The 13,658-nt window shown below is 51.9% G+C and carries 14 protein-coding genes and 1 pseudogene; 9 read left to right on the plus strand and 6 right to left on the minus strand.

The features are described 5' to 3' along the window. Window positions 1-81: 81 nt before the first annotated feature. The 4 genes from ACQ4M4_RS25485 to ACQ4M4_RS25500 all read right to left on the minus strand — a co-directional run bounded on the left by ACQ4M4_RS25485 (window position 82) and on the right by ACQ4M4_RS25500 (window position 2,303). The gene (locus tag ACQ4M4_RS25485; RefSeq protein ID WP_430687290.1) at window positions 82-618 is read right to left on the minus strand and encodes a hypothetical protein; all 537 of its coding nucleotides are present in this window, start codon (window positions 616-618) and stop codon (window positions 82-84) included. Then, window positions 608-1,117, minus strand: a complete 510-nt coding sequence (locus ACQ4M4_RS25490) for a hypothetical protein (protein WP_430687291.1) — start codon at window positions 1,115-1,117, stop codon at window positions 608-610. The genes ACQ4M4_RS25485 and ACQ4M4_RS25490 overlap by 11 nt, the downstream gene beginning before the upstream one ends. A 105-nt stretch (window positions 1,118-1,222) precedes the next feature. Beyond that, entirely contained in the window at window positions 1,223-1,564 is a 342-nt protein-coding gene (locus ACQ4M4_RS25495; RefSeq protein WP_430687292.1) for a hypothetical protein, read from the minus strand. Between the two features lie 547 nt (window positions 1,565-2,111). Continuing rightward, window positions 2,112-2,303: a hypothetical protein gene (locus ACQ4M4_RS25500; RefSeq protein WP_430687293.1), complete on the minus strand. Its 192-nt coding sequence runs from the start codon at window positions 2,301-2,303 to the stop codon at window positions 2,112-2,114. Between the two features lie 166 nt (window positions 2,304-2,469). Between ACQ4M4_RS25500 and ACQ4M4_RS25505 the strand changes: the two genes are divergently transcribed. The 9 genes and pseudogenes from ACQ4M4_RS25505 to ACQ4M4_RS25545 all read left to right on the plus strand — a co-directional run bounded on the left by ACQ4M4_RS25505 (window position 2,470) and on the right by ACQ4M4_RS25545 (window position 9,413). After that, the gene (locus ACQ4M4_RS25505) at window positions 2,470-3,237 is read left to right on the plus strand and encodes a hypothetical protein (protein WP_430687294.1); all 768 of its coding nucleotides are present in this window, start codon (window positions 2,470-2,472) and stop codon (window positions 3,235-3,237) included. 228 nt (window positions 3,238-3,465) lie between these two features. Next, window positions 3,466-4,269, plus strand: a complete 804-nt coding sequence (locus ACQ4M4_RS25510; protein WP_430687295.1) for a hypothetical protein — start codon at window positions 3,466-3,468, stop codon at window positions 4,267-4,269. Further along, window positions 4,266-4,745 carry a hypothetical protein gene (locus tag ACQ4M4_RS25515; protein WP_430687296.1) on the plus strand — a complete coding sequence of 160 codons (480 nt, stop codon included), beginning with the start codon at window positions 4,266-4,268 and terminating at the stop codon, window positions 4,743-4,745. Before ACQ4M4_RS25510 ends, ACQ4M4_RS25515 begins: the two co-directional genes overlap by 4 nt. A 190-nt stretch (window positions 4,746-4,935) precedes the next feature. Further along, a complete protein-coding gene (locus ACQ4M4_RS25520) occupies window positions 4,936-5,178 on the plus strand; it encodes a hypothetical protein (protein ID WP_430687297.1) in 243 nt (80 codons plus the stop codon). A 12-nt stretch (window positions 5,179-5,190) separates the two neighbouring features. Beyond that, on the plus strand, window positions 5,191-7,404 hold the full coding sequence (locus ACQ4M4_RS25525) for a hypothetical protein (protein ID WP_430687298.1): 2,214 nt from the start codon (window positions 5,191-5,193) through the stop codon (window positions 7,402-7,404). Window positions 7,405-7,698: 294 nt separating this feature from the next. Continuing rightward, a pseudogene (locus ACQ4M4_RS25530) lies at window positions 7,699-7,815 on the plus strand (DUF4236 domain-containing protein); the annotation flags it as partial. Between the two features lie 345 nt (window positions 7,816-8,160). Next, complete coding sequence (locus tag ACQ4M4_RS25535; RefSeq protein ID WP_430687325.1) at window positions 8,161-8,937, plus strand: hypothetical protein; 777 nt, start codon at window positions 8,161-8,163, stop codon at window positions 8,935-8,937. Next, the gene (locus ACQ4M4_RS25540) at window positions 8,934-9,098 is read left to right on the plus strand and encodes a hypothetical protein (protein ID WP_430687299.1); all 165 of its coding nucleotides are present in this window, start codon (window positions 8,934-8,936) and stop codon (window positions 9,096-9,098) included. Before ACQ4M4_RS25535 ends, ACQ4M4_RS25540 begins: the two co-directional genes overlap by 4 nt. Window positions 9,099-9,254: 156 nt before the next feature. Continuing rightward, window positions 9,255-9,413: a hypothetical protein gene (locus tag ACQ4M4_RS25545; RefSeq protein WP_430687300.1), complete on the plus strand. Its 159-nt coding sequence runs from the start codon at window positions 9,255-9,257 to the stop codon at window positions 9,411-9,413. 431 nt (window positions 9,414-9,844) lie between these two features. Here ACQ4M4_RS25545 and ACQ4M4_RS25550 read toward each other — a convergent pair whose 3' ends face one another. Both ACQ4M4_RS25550 and ACQ4M4_RS25555 read right to left on the minus strand, forming a co-directional pair. Further along, entirely contained in the window at window positions 9,845-10,498 is a 654-nt protein-coding gene (locus tag ACQ4M4_RS25550) for a thermonuclease family protein (protein ID WP_430687301.1), read from the minus strand. Window positions 10,499-10,702: 204 nt separating this feature from the next. Continuing rightward, complete coding sequence (locus ACQ4M4_RS25555; protein WP_430687302.1) at window positions 10,703-13,645, minus strand: CHAT domain-containing protein; 2,943 nt, start codon at window positions 13,643-13,645, stop codon at window positions 10,703-10,705. Window positions 13,646-13,658 lie beyond the last annotated feature (13 nt).

The following is a 13,658-nucleotide window of genomic DNA, read 5'->3' on the forward strand; positions in this document are numbered from 1 at the left end:
CAGCAACTGCTTAAGTTTAGTCGGTTTGAGCTATCCTCCGTTTGCCCCAACTTCATCTTGCAGGTGAGGCAATCTACCATGTCACCCAATCGAGCAGTCCGAGAACCAACTTAGTCCAAACTCGAGTGAAACAACACCCGTTTGTTGTTCTGGATCAGAAGTGTCTGAAGAAATCTCTGAATATGACGTGTGATGTGAGCCCACCTCGACGTGATCACTGTTCACACATCGAGATGCGAACTGATCGCACACGTCTCCCAGAAATATTTTCAACTGCTCATAGTCAATCCGGTAGAACATGACTCGTCTGTAGGAGGTGAGCCAATGCTGAGCCGTTTGAATCAACCCCAGCTTCTTGAGATTGGCGATCGCTTTTCTTAGCCCATACTCACTCATCCAGGGAAACTGGGCTTGCCAGGACTTGAGCGAGTTGTAGACCCACTTCACCCCATCAACGATCCATCCGGCTGTTTGTGAGTTGAGTGTCCAGTAGTGTAGTTGTTGCAAGAACGCTCCCTCATCAAACCCGGTACCAGAGCGACCCAGCCGTTGCTTCAGCAAGCCTGCCAGTTGTGGCGGGATGGGGATGGAGTTGACTTCTAAAGTTTTAGAACTCATGACTGCCTCCACCATTGCGTTGCAATCGTCGATCAGGTATTTGGGCTAAACGCTTGAGTCTAGATAGCTGAAGCTCTACCTGCTGCCGCTGCTGCTCTAGCACTTTCACCTGCTGCCCTCGTGCGATCGCTCCCCGCACTTCTCCGACTGCACGACGCGAGAGGTGCCTGGTCTTCACTTTGGGCTGGCCTGATGGTTTCCGCTCTCCTGTCAGCCACCGCAGTTGGTGATACTCGTACTGTTTTCCATTCTTCGTTTTGATATAGGTTTCAATCCAGCCATCTCGGTAGATGTCTCCTTCTGCCAGTAGCGCGTTGATAGATGTGGTTAGGCGATCGCACTCTTGAGTGAGAGCATGGAGCTGCATGAGGTAGGTGGAAATCCAAGCGAGTTCTGGGAACTCAGCGAGATCAATCATCAGCGATGTTCCCAGAACTAGAGGCGTGTGAGGTGGCTGCTCATCTGTGCATGTAGCCACCTCTAGAGTTGAAATTTGCATGAGAAATTGACCCACAACTGCGGTGGGCTCTAAGGGGAGGCAGCAAGCGCATGAGCCCCAAAGCTCAATGCGCTTGCGCTTAGCTACTAATGTTTGAAAGCAGTATTAAAAGGGCAGTGCTGCATCATGCAGGTCTTTCGATACCAGCACAATCCACTGAGCCTCGGCGTAACTCAACGAGACCGTGCCAAAACCGAAGCGTGTTTGATCCTGCTCCCAACAGTGAAGCGATTGGAGTGCAGTGTCCAAACTCTCGCTTTTACTAAACGCAATCAGGGTGGGTTCATCTGGTAGAGAACGACACCCTTCCGCGTACCCCTTGAGATAATGATGATTGTTCTGAAACTGAGGATGCGGTGCGCGACGATGCATGCCATCGCGATATCCGGCACTGAACAGCTGATCGGGCGCAAGATGGAACTTGCGTCGAGAATGTTTTGGTATCATGGTGAGTAACCTTCAAAAAGGGTTTACTTGAAAGCGATCGCTGACTTTCCACGGCAAGCGATCGCTTTTTCACGTACTATCCCTCTGCATTTTCCAACCTGGCTTGGGACAGGCTTAGGCTGCATTACGCTAGCGTCATTTTGGGATTACTAGAACACACAGAAGTCTCCCCAAAAGTTGATTGGGCCTGCTGGGGGCGTGCTGAATCATTTGAGAACACCAATTGGTATCCTAAAGTGCTTGTTTCAGTGCTTTGCAGAAAGCATGACTATACTTGCCGTTCCTATTTCCTCACAGCGACGGCAACTCTATGGCTTGGGGTACTCCAGAATCCGCTATCTGCAACAGTCGGATAATGTGAGGCGAAACTGGGCAAGAAATTGTAGCCGGATAAGAATTGGTTGATTTATCAAATACATCCGCTCGACCTCAGTTGTCACTTTGGAGAGCCTGTAACACTACAAACCCACTTCGGATGTATTTGGGCCAAACCTGTTATTTAGGGCTTGGTAGTTGGGCTTTGACTGCCATCTAGCAGTTCTGAAGACTAGCTGTCCTCTGGAGGCGCATAACCAGCCTGCTTTGCCAGGTCTTCCAAAATTTTCTCAATCAGGTTTGAGAGCGATCGCTTTTCAGAGTTCGCTTGCTTCTCCAGAAATTCCTTCAATTCAAGATCACAAACGAAGGTGATCCGCTCTCGTTTCGTAGGCACGTCTTGAAAAAATATTGAGCTGTCCATGCTTATGGTATCTCCTACGCTGATCTTCAATGCTCTTATTCAAAAAGGTTCAGAACCTTGCTGACTAAGTTCTGAACCTAAACTAGCATACTTCGTAAGAACTGGATACCAACTTCTTGCCACTTCGCCAGTTCTAGCTAAAACCCTTAAATACAGGCTTACGAACATGAGCGAATACCTTGATGTATCGGCATCTCAGCCGATGACAGACACGCTTACCCATTCGCAGGGAACCGGGGTGCAACCCCCATCAGATGCTCCCAGCGAACTCTCTGCCACTTCCCAAGAAGGTAGTACGAATGTCCACCCCACCCTTTGGTGCCCGACCGACCCCCAGTTCACCAAAGCGATCGCTCAGCACTATGGCGTCTCCCGTAAATCGGTGCAGCAGTGGTTCCAAAAGGTGAAAGATGCCTGCCCCTGGTTCACTGAGCGCGATCTCAAGCTCCCTGATGAGCGTTATACCTCGCTCTGCATCGAACTCATGGGCTCCTATCGCACCTCTGGCCTTCCCTTTGACGCCTGGAAAGCCCAACTCTGGGAGCAAAACCCGGATCTGGTCGCTGCTTACCAGACCGCGCAATCCCAACCTCCCGCTGCTGCTGTCACATCGGGTGCAATTACCCTTCAGCCCTCCAAAGTGCCCCTTCCAGTCCACGACATTGCTCCACTCAACCTCACGGTCCTGGACTCCACAGAGCGCTTAACCGAAGCCATTACCAGCCTCAATAGCACGCTGCAACAGTTTGTCAGCAATGATGAGACGCTTCAGGATGCCCTCAAGCAGCACGCGGCTCAAAAGGGTACTCGCCTGGGCACCGAGCTTGCCATTACTGAGATAGGCAGCATGGTACAGGCTACCGACTCCGCCCGAGTGGAACTGGCAAAAAAGCTGGGCCTCCTCAGCGACCCACCCCAGCCGCAATCGGCCTAATCATCGGGGCAATTACGGTACTGACCCTGGGAGTCCTGCTGTATCCCCACCTGCCCACTTCGCTACCGCTTAAAGCTCCAACCGACGAGCCTTTTAGCCCCTCTCCCCCAAAAACTTTGAGAATGACCGCGCTAATGGCTCTTCATGCCTGAACTGACGCGGCTTTAAGGCCCCTTTACCCACGCGATCGCGTCGTTGTTCTATCACCCGCTCAACGGGTTAAAACCGATGTCTAACCATCCCTATCTCCCTCACCTCATTTCAGATCCCACCTACGGCTACCTTTTCCCCCACCGACTGACCCTGGCGGCCTTTGGCGTCCCTAACGACTACCACCTGCGCAAGCATTACCCTCGCCTGGTAGAAGGCCAGCACTATCTCAAAATCCGTGGCTCAGACCATGTCGAGCGCATCTTCTACACTCTCATTGGCCTCTTAACCCTGGCCGATCTCGTCAATACGCCCGAGGCTAAAACCTTTCAGCAAGCGCTTATCGCCCATACCCAACCGGGAGGCGCACTGGTGCCGGTACACCCCGCACCCCTCTCTCCTCCACCTGCGCACGCCACTACTCTCGACTGGGTCACCCCTGCCGCATTCCCCATCCACGCCCCTATCCCCCAAAGCACTCCGGCTCGTTGGGTAGCTCAATCCCTTCCACCTGAGATTGACCGCGCCATTCAGCCTGCGCCTGCCTCCCCTCCTATCTCCCTGCCCACCCCCCAGGACACCGCCGCCCTCATCTTTGAAGCCCAACGCGTTGCTGCCCAGCACGCCCAACAAACCGCCCAAACCCTGCTCAACGCCCAACGCCTCATCCACGACCATCCCCCCTCTAACCTCCACCTTCACCTCAATATCTTCAAGCGTTGGGACACCTGGTTGGCTCAGCAAGACACCTGGGCCATGACGCTCGTCGCCACCGCCATCTTTGTCTTAGCCGGAACCAGCGCCTACCTCCTGGTCGGTGCCCTCCTGCCCCCTGCCCCACCCCCTCACCCGTCCACTTACCTCACGGAGATTGCCCCATGAGACGCGCGATTCGATACTCTCCCTCCCCAGACGAACTGCGGCCTTCAATCGCCCCCCACCTGATTACGCCCAAAACCCGAGAACTCAATGAAGTCGAATTTGCTGCCGCAACCGAGCGCATCAAACGCCAGCAGCGCGGCATTAAGCTTGCGATCGCAGAATCAGAACTCGAAAAAGAGCGCATCACCCTGACTCAAAAGCGCGTTGAGATCGGCATTGCCAAACTCAACCTCGACGCCACCAAATGTGACTTTCTGGCTGCGGCCCATAAGCTTGTGGAAAAACGGGCTCGTACCGCAATCGCGCACGACAATGCTCAATCCGCTATTAGCGAATGGAGCCTCAATCAAGACGCCATTCGAGAGAAGGTGCAAAGCATTCACCTCTCGGTGCAAGAGGCGTCCCATAAGAATCAGGACAAAGAAAATGACCTGCGCCTGCGCGGCATGGCTCCTCGTTTCTCCCTGCGCTGCTAACCCCCAACCCCTGAAAGCCCTCACCTCTAGCCTTTTAAGCCCTCCTCCCAGGAGCGATCGTATGGGGTTGCTCGCCCAGTCATTCAAGGCCAGCTGGCTTCCCCTTCAATCGCCTCCCCTCCCTACTCACTCCCTCTCTATGGGCCTTAAACCCGCTTCAGCCTGTAACCTGCACCCTCCTTAAAAAACAATGAACCGACTCGCGATTGCCCTTTCAACTCTGCTCTCCCTCAATCTCCTGACGCTGGCCCTCCGCTGGCTCATTGCCCAACAGCTGGTATCCCCTGCAACCCTATGGACTCTCATTCTGATTGGCGCAGGCATCGGCGTGCTGCTCTATCTCTCGACCCCACAGGCGATCGCATTCGATGAACGCCAGTGGCGTATCTACAGCGCTTGCGGCATCACAGGAGTGCTCCTTGGACTGTTGTAGGAGGCAATTGCTGTGCAGATTCGTACCCTCCAAACTAACCACCGCCTCACCCTCATTGCCCTCTTCTCGCTCTTCTCCTTTTTAGGCATCGGTGACCACGAGCACCAATGGCTCTGGCTCTCCTGCCGCATCCTCGGCTGCACCGCTGCCCTCTCAGCGGCCTATGGCTACTCCAAAGCCCACCGTCTCCCTCCCCAGGACCTCCAACCGCCCGACCCCGCTCACCTTGAGCAGATGCACACCCAACTGGCCGCCCACCTGGAGGAACTGGAAACTGAGCGCGATCGCTTGGCATTAGAAGGCGATCGCATCCGCCAGGTCCAGGAGTGCATAGCCCAAGAGCACGCCCTTCTTGAGGCCCACTACGACCGCCAGCAGCAGGCGCTTGAAGCGAGGGAACAGGCCCTCATCGAGCGAGAAGAGCAGTTCACTACTGAGCTGCAGGCGCAGATCGACGCTGAACGCACGCGCTTGCAGGAGCAAGAAGATGCCCTGATGGAGCGAGAACGCCTGATGCTCCAACGCTTTGAAACCGAATGGGCGGAGCGCGAGGAATTCTACGGGGCGATCGCCGATGCAGCGATTCGCGAATCCTATCACCTGAAAACCCCAGATCTGCCCCAGGGCACCAGCCATGAAGAGCTCCTATCGCGAGAAGCGATTCGCTGTCTCTATGAGCATGGCATTGTCGTCAAAAAGCCCTTTGTGCGCCCCCTGCCTGCCAGCCGATTTGAGCTGCACTTTGAAGTCTTGCCGGTGCTGGTCGACGGCAAACTCAGCACCCCCATCCGCTCCAGCGGGGAAGCACTGAAAAAAATCGATAAAGACCTCCTTAAACCATTACGCATTGCCGTTCCCGGCTGCTGCGCAGATCCCATCATTGAACCGGTTGATGGTGGCTTAAAGCTCATCTTTGATATCTCAGGCACTGATTGGGATGCTCTGGATCGAGAACGCAAAGCAAAAGCGGACACAATCCACGACCCCGATCCCAGTCATCTTGCAACCTTCATCCAGCAAAACCCTCAGATCTGCTTGATGGGGGACTCTGGTGAAGGAAAGACGACGTTGATCAACAATCTGATTGCCTTAATGGAGCAAGAGTTAGGCGAGGACGTCGGCTTAATCCTGACTAATCCCAAACCTAATGAAGAAACGGATTTAAGCAAGCTCAAGTATGCCGATTTTGATTCAAGCATCTTTGGCCTCCTGGAAGCCGCAACCGAGATTCTCTATCGGCTCGATCTCAATACCACGGCCCTGCTAGAGCGGCGATCCATTCCCGACAATCCCCTCCCGGTCTTTCCCCCCGTGATCTACTTCTTTGACGAATTCTCAGAAATTGCTGGAGTTTGGAACCGCTGCAAGCCAGAAGTCATGGAAGAGGTTCTCGATGAATTCACTGAACGCCTGCCCGCTGACAAGCTGCATGTAATGGACTTTATCCGCAAGCGCGTCTCCCCCAACTCCTTTGCAGGAGATCTACTCAAGTTCTGCTGGCGGGTAGGCCGCAGTGAAAAAGTGAAGCTTCTCATTGCAGGTCAAAACCTTAAAGCTTCAAGCCTGGGCGTTCTAATTACAGACCTCCACCAAACCGCCATCTTGTACCTGGGAGAAGCAATTCGAGAAGGCATTGATAAACGCGTTTCCTCCTGGCAAAAAGACGCACTCAATCAAGAATATGCTCACCGCAGCCAGAAGGTGGCCGAGAAAAAAGCTAGCCGCTTCTACGGTCTGTTTGTGCCCAAAGGTAGCAAAGCCTATTTCTCAACCTTGCCCCCGGAAACTGCCTTCCATTCCATTCATACCGCACCAGACCCGGTGCAGCCCCAAAACGATCCTGCACCACCTGCACCGCCCGCACCGGATCTGGTGCAAGAGTTAGAACGCTTGTGGCACTTACCCTTGAATCCACAAGACCCCGATGGCACCGGTGCAGACGGCACCCGCACCAACGCGGTGCAAGGGCCCTTTGACCCCCTTAGCCCAGAAATCACGCCTGAACTCACCGAAGCCGTGCTCAAAACGTTTGATGCCTACAAATCTCAAACCAAAGTCATCGAGCTGATCTGGCATGTCAGTAAATCTGGAACGAGCAACAAATATCGCGCGGCAAAGTGGATGCTGCGACGAATTCTAAAAAAACACAACCATCCCCTGCCCGGTAAACCCTGGGGAGATGATCCAGATGACGGAAAACCATTTCATGAAATTATTCGACCCTAAATCGAAGAATCCTCGGCCTCGAAGCTTGAGGTGACCTTCGGATGGGTTGCTACAGCCCCTCTAGACACTCCACTCAAATCAACATTGAGCCATCGTGCTTATCGTTCTCATGATGTTGTAGGCTCGCTTTGGGCTGGCCATCGACTTAGGCGCAGAAAAATTGTTGACTGCTGAATGAGAGGGAGTCAGGTCACAGTTGGAAATTAAAAGCTTCGTTGGTCCATTTATCGCGATCTCGGGAACTCTTGAAACAAGCTTTAATGCTGCAGCAGAATTAACCTGTGGAGGCTAAGGATGGGATGGAAGTTTGGCAAAAGTAGACGCAGCATCAAAGTTCTCCCAGGGGTAAGGCTCAACGTCGGTAAAAAAGGAATTAACAGCGTTTCAATCGGTGGCAGAGGAAAGGTTTTTGGTGCCACAACCAACATCAACCTCAAGACTGGTAAAACCAAGCATACCTACAGCATCAAAGGTGTTGGGTCTATCTCACATACACCCGACACACCCAAGAAAGCCGCCACTACGAAGCGATCGCCAAGCGTTTCAAAAGCACCATCTCCTCAGACTCAACAGTTAAGCCCAAAATTAAACAGTGTCACTTCTACGGCTAAGAAATGGCACCAGAAGAATTGGGTAATTATTTTATTTCTGGTCTTTTTCCCGATTGTCGGAGTTCCTTTGGCTTGGCTCAGCGGGTGGTCTAAGCGGCAAAAGTGGATAGCGACTGGGCTCTCAGTTGTCTGGTTTATCTATACCATGGCAACTAACCCGGAGCCACAGCCTACTCCTCAAAATGCTCCAGTTGCTGAAGCACCTTTAATTGAGCCTTCTCCTACTTCAACACCGCCGATTCCTACAGAGCAATCGATAGAACCTGTTGTGCAGCAGACGGCTTACCAAGAAGCATTCGATCTGACGACATCGGCACAAACCTTTGCAGAAAACGCAGTCTCTGCGGATGACTGGAATGTTGTTACGACTCAGTTTGAACAGGCCATCAAGCTGCTTGAAGGCGTTCCTGCTCAAGATGTAAACTATGCGGCAGCTCAAGACAGCCTTAAGCGATCGTCCTATGCTCTATCATTTGCACAGAAGCAAGAACTACCTCCATCTGACCCCTTTCCTGAAGCCATTAAGGCAGCGATGAATGCTGCGAACCTCACCCAAACGGCAAGCTTTACGTCCGAGTGGAGGCAGATAGTCGAGCAGTGGGAAGCTGCCATTCAGCACTTGGCCAATGTTCCTAAATCAAGTCCCAACTACGAGACAGCCCAAGCGAAGATTGCAGAGTACTCTAAAAATCAAACCTATGCTCAAGAACGGATCAAGGCTTTGACCGCTTCATCGACCACCACGACATCAACAGGTCAAAGCAAAGGCTCAATTGCTCCAGCGAGAAGCCCTCGATCTGGAAGCTGCCAGTGCCCGTATGACTATGATTCCAGGGGTAGAAGCTGTGGTGAGAGGTCTGCTTACTCGCGGCCTGGGGGCGATGCTCCAATGTGCTACATCAGAGTCGGAGTGAGCCAATGAGAGAGGTGTTGTTTGGTTTCGATATTAGGAAAGTGCTGCTGACGGTGCTGCCTATTGCCTTGCTGCTAGTGGGAGTCCCGTATGTGGGGAATCTGATTCTGGATTGGCTGGAGTTGCGGCTCGTGATTGAGTATCAGCAGAACCAACCTGAACAGCACTAGTCAGTCAAAATATTTTGACGGAATTGGGGGGACTGTCAGATGTCCCTGCTTGATGCCAGTGAGTGGCTTCAAATTAAGGATTACGGCGCTTTGATTTTTATTTAATGGTGGTTCAGCGCAAGTATTGCGGTCAATTGGTTAGATGGGTTCAGTGTGATGAGTGAATCCTTTCAGAAGTATCCAGAGTGCGATCGCTGTCTATTCTTCACTCGTAATCCTCATCTCTACTGTGCGGTTCATCCCCACGGTGGAGAGGGCAGTTGCTCCAGTTTTGTGTATGACCCAGCAGCAGCGCAGCAGCAACAGGCATTTTAGGAATGGGAGCAAGAATTGTGGGAGCCGTTGGGAGTCAGTTACTACAACGGCGAATTGGTGTTACAGCCGAGGGCAACGCTAACGCCTGATGAGCAGGTCGAGTTGCTGGATTGGCATCCACTTTTTACGGGTCGCTGTCCAGAATGCGAGATGCCGATTCCCACGCAGAATCCGCCACAGGTGCATTGGGACTGTGGGCAGTGTGGATGGAAAGATGACACAGTTTGAGTGGAATCGCCCCCAAACATTACTGCTGTTGTCGCCAGTTTGAGGAGCAACACGAGCATCCAGTTCAGCTTCAGCAGTGATCTGTTGACTGCTGAACTTTGGGTAGTTGAAAAGACATATGTGGTCAACGATGGGATTATGCTCCCTCCCAAACGGAGCGATCGCTAAAATTGGTTTTGATTGATATTGCCAACTTCAACGAGTTAGCGTTCACACCCGATGCCATCGCGGTTACCATCAAAGCGATGCGGGTCAGGTTGCCTGACGGTGAAGCGACGATGAGGAATGTCACCACAATCGAGGTCAGGGGGTGCAGGAGGAATGCAAACCGTGGGATAAGAGGGCTCGCAATTACGGGTTGCGCGGGGAGATGGCGTGACCGAAGCCGTAGGGCGAGGTGCTGTCGGGGATGAAGCGGGTCGTGGCGGTGTGCTGGATTGGGGAGATGGACGAGTTCCTTGCCTCCAGTCCCAGGGCATGACGGGATTGGGTTGTGCCCAAAACCCACGACGAGCAGCACGAGCCTCTGCTTCAGCGGCTAATAGGTCGTTGCTGGAGTTTGGGCAGTTGGAAAGGTACTGGTGATAAACGACAGCATGCCCCTCTCTCACCATTTGCAAATTGATTGAGCGGCTATTGGCAAAGGCGACCCCGACCGTACGACCATAGCGATCGGTATCGACTGGAATTAGCTGAATGGCTTGGCCGCGAGGCAGGAGCTGACGCAAACGCTCAGATGCAGCTGATCCTCCGGGTTGGTCGGATTCAGGGCTATCGATACAGGCCAAACGAACCGTAACGGTCTGCCCATTTTGATTGACGCGCAGGGTGTCTCCGTCGCCTTGTTGAAACGACACTGACTGAGGAGAGTTGAGCGGCAACGGGAATGGGGAGCAGGGCAATGAGCAAGGCCAAGGCAAGATTTTGAGGCATAGTAATATCAAACACGACTCCTGCTATATTTCCCAGCATAGAATCGCGATCACATGGCTAACTCACCATACTGCAACTTGGAGATGCTCAAGATGCGATCGCCGAGGAATGGGAGGGTTGGGTTAATGTCAGAATCCATTGCCAATCAGGATAAAAGGCGCCCAGTAGTAAGGGTGAACTAGGTCACTACTATCGGATTGCGATTGTCCCGTGTGTAAATCGGCGATGTCTACGATGGTGCTCTGTGCTCCTCCTAAAACTGTTTCATCATTGGTAATGAGAGAAACCTGTGCCCGCCGTAGGGCTTCCGATGGGCTGTAACCATTGCTCAAAGACGCATAAAAGGCATCCATCAAGACCTGCGTGCCGCCATCATTGACGTACCAGAGGGAGGCGATTGCCCCCCGTGCTCCGGTTCGCTGCACCTGATATCCAAACCCTAGAATCTCTTCCCCAGTTCCCAACTCCTCGCTACTCACTCCAGTACGGCAGGCACTCAGAACAACCAGATCCATATTCGGCAAGTTCCACTGATCGAGGTCGAATAGTGTGATGCGATCTCCATCTCCTAAGAGGATGAAGGAATCAATCGGATGACCGGATTTAAATTCTGCATGAGTTGCTAAATGCAGAATCCGATGGGTATTCAACTCAGGTTCGAGGGCATTCCGGTTAAAGTTTTCACTGAAAAAGGCGGTAGTCTGAGGCAACAGATTGATAAGATTTTGTACCTCCACGTGGGCAAAGGGAAGGCCATTAAACCAGACCCGCTGTTGCCCCAACTCAATCTCCATTCCTTGCGCCGGGAATGCTCCTGCCAGAATGCTAATTTCTGCTTGTTCTCTTCGGGAGAAGTCCAACAGGGAAGCAGCCGTGATGTGGTTGATAGTGTAGCGTTGAGTCAACCACTGCTTGCCATCGTGCAGAGCCGCCAGGGGAATATAGCGCAACTGCCCATCAGCCGCGTAGAGGATAGTCGTTGTATCTGCGGCTTCAAGATCGGCTACCAGAGGGGTAATCAACCATCGGTAAAGTTCCTGAGCCTGGGGTTGAGGACTGCGGCGGCGATCGGTGATGGCGCGCCGGAAGTTGGCGATTGCTGCTTCTAAAGTGGGGCGATCCACTGGAACGGTATGACGGGTGAGTCCGGTAGCGGTAACAAGAACCAATTCGAGGCGATCGTCGAGGATTAAGGGATACAGGAGGGCAGCATTGCCAGCCTGTTGCAGGTTGCGCTGCAATCGCACGAGTTGTTCAGGGTTCAGGTTTTGCCCCCGTGCATCGCGGCGGAGTTGAGTGATGCGACCGCCAATATCCGGCTGAACGATAAAGTCGTTGATATTCGAATCGGGTTGAAGGATGAATTGGTCATAGCGTTCTAAAATCTCCCGCTCGGCTTGCCAGAACGAAAGTCCCTGCCGGGTTTCAGGGGTTCCTTCTACACCTTGAAGCTGAAATTCGTCCAATTCTTGTAGTTTCAGCAGGTCAATGACTTCCTGGGCTTCGAGGATGCGATCGGCAGAAAGCAAGAGATCGGCAAGATTACGATACGTTTGAGCTACCGTATCAGCATAGGATTGCTGTAATTCCTTAGGCAACTCTCGAACTCCATCCCGAATGGATTCCCGCACATTGACTGATTTCTTTAGAAACGTGATGGCAAGTTCTGGTTGTTCCTGATTGTAAAGTAAGAGTCCAATGTTACTTAACCATAATCCTTCTCTTTCTCGATCGCCGATCTCCTGAGCAATCGCTAACGCTTGCTGATATCTCTTAAATGCCTGCTGATGCTGACCTAGTTTGGCGTAAGCATTACCCAAATTCCCTAAGGCAATTCCTTCTCCAGCCCGCTCACCAATCTCACGAGTAATCTCAAGACGTTGCTCATAGAAATGAATCGCTTGCTGATGGTGTCCTACATAAAAATAAGCGCTACCTAAATTGCTAAGTACGATTCCTTCTTCAGCCCGATCACCAATCTCACGAGCAATGGCAAGGCTTTGCTCATAAAAGTCAATCGCTTGCTGATACTGATTCAGACCGCTATAAGCATTACCCAAATTGCCTAAAGCAGTTCCTTCTCCAGCCCGATCACCAATTTCACGGGCAATGGCGAGGTCTTGCTCATAAAAGTTAATTGCTTGCTGATATTGAGCTAAATAAAAGTAAGCATTCCCTAAATTACCGAAAGCTTTTCCTATCCCAGTACGATTACCAATCTCACGGGATATTGTCAGGGATTGTTCAAAAAGGTCAATGGCTTTTTGGTATTGGGCTAAGCTGATATAAACAGTTCCTAAGTTACCAAGAGCATTTCCTTCTCCTAAGCGATCGCCAATTTCGCGAGCAACGGCTAAACTCTGCTGATAGAAGCTAATCGCTTGTTGATATTGGCCTAAACTCGTATGAACATTGCCCAAGTTGCCCAAGGCTTTCCCTTCACCCCGACGATCACCAATTTCGCGGCTAACAATTAGACTTTGCTCATAGAAATTTATCGCTTGTTGATATTGGCCTAAATTGGCATAAGCAATACCCAGATTGTTCAGAACAGCATTTTCTGACTGGCGATCCCCTATTTCCCGAATCATGGCGAGGCTTTGCTCGTAGAAGTGAATCACTTGCTGATATTGTCCTAGGTTTTCATAAATACTCCCCAGATTACCTAATACACCTGCTCTCAATTGGCGATCGCCAGTTTCATGAGCGATTGAAAGGCTTTGTTCATAAAAATCAATGGCTTGTTGATATTGCCCTAAATCTGCGTAAACGTTGCCTAAATTATTCAGAGTACGGCCTTCTCCCATCCGACTCTGCGGAAAGATAGCTTGTACCGCTGGGTTGCGATAGATTTCCAGGGCTTGTTCCCAAGACTGTAAGGCTTCTTGAAACTGACTAACCTGGTATTGCTGAGTCGCTCGTTGATAGAGGTGATTGCCCTCCGCCCATAGTGCTGCTGCATCCATATTCATGGCTTGAGCAACCACCCTTTCCGGCACCGTCACAGCAGCAGACCCCACAAATAGAAATAAAAACGGAGTGAGGGCTTTCAGGAGGAAGAGAAGCTTCATGAGATTTTGAGCC

This window comes from Leptolyngbya sp. AN02str (assembly GCF_050565595.1).
Lineage (GTDB): Bacteria > Cyanobacteriota > Cyanobacteriia > Elainellales > Elainellaceae > Kaiparowitsia.

What these genes read in the sequence shown, in the direction of transcription:
- ACQ4M4_RS25485 (WP_430687290.1), bottom strand. Translation starts at nt 618, where the DNA reads ATGAGTTCTAAAACTTTAGAAGTCAACTCCATCCCCATCCCGCCACAA.
- ACQ4M4_RS25495 (WP_430687292.1), bottom strand. Translation starts at nt 1,564, where the DNA reads ATGATACCAAAACATTCTCGACGCAAGTTCCATCTTGCGCCCGATCAG.
- ACQ4M4_RS25515 (WP_430687296.1), top strand. Translation starts at nt 4,266, where the DNA reads ATGAGACGCGCGATTCGATACTCTCCCTCCCCAGACGAACTGCGGCCT.
- ACQ4M4_RS25510 (WP_430687295.1), top strand. Translation starts at nt 3,466, where the DNA reads ATGTCTAACCATCCCTATCTCCCTCACCTCATTTCAGATCCCACCTAC.
- ACQ4M4_RS25500 (WP_430687293.1), bottom strand. Translation starts at nt 2,303, where the DNA reads ATGGACAGCTCAATATTTTTTCAAGACGTGCCTACGAAACGAGAGCGG.
- ACQ4M4_RS25545 (WP_430687300.1), top strand. Translation starts at nt 9,255, where the DNA reads ATGAGTGAATCCTTTCAGAAGTATCCAGAGTGCGATCGCTGTCTATTC.
- ACQ4M4_RS25540 (WP_430687299.1), top strand. Translation starts at nt 8,934, where the DNA reads ATGAGAGAGGTGTTGTTTGGTTTCGATATTAGGAAAGTGCTGCTGACG.
- ACQ4M4_RS25535 (WP_430687325.1), top strand. Translation starts at nt 8,161, where the DNA reads ATGGCAACTAACCCGGAGCCACAGCCTACTCCTCAAAATGCTCCAGTT.
- ACQ4M4_RS25505 (WP_430687294.1), top strand. Translation starts at nt 2,470, where the DNA reads ATGAGCGAATACCTTGATGTATCGGCATCTCAGCCGATGACAGACACG.
- ACQ4M4_RS25555 (WP_430687302.1), bottom strand. Translation starts at nt 13,645, where the DNA reads ATGAAGCTTCTCTTCCTCCTGAAAGCCCTCACTCCGTTTTTATTTCTA.
- ACQ4M4_RS25490 (WP_430687291.1), bottom strand. Translation starts at nt 1,117, where the DNA reads ATGCAAATTTCAACTCTAGAGGTGGCTACATGCACAGATGAGCAGCCA.
- ACQ4M4_RS25520 (WP_430687297.1), top strand. Translation starts at nt 4,936, where the DNA reads ATGAACCGACTCGCGATTGCCCTTTCAACTCTGCTCTCCCTCAATCTC.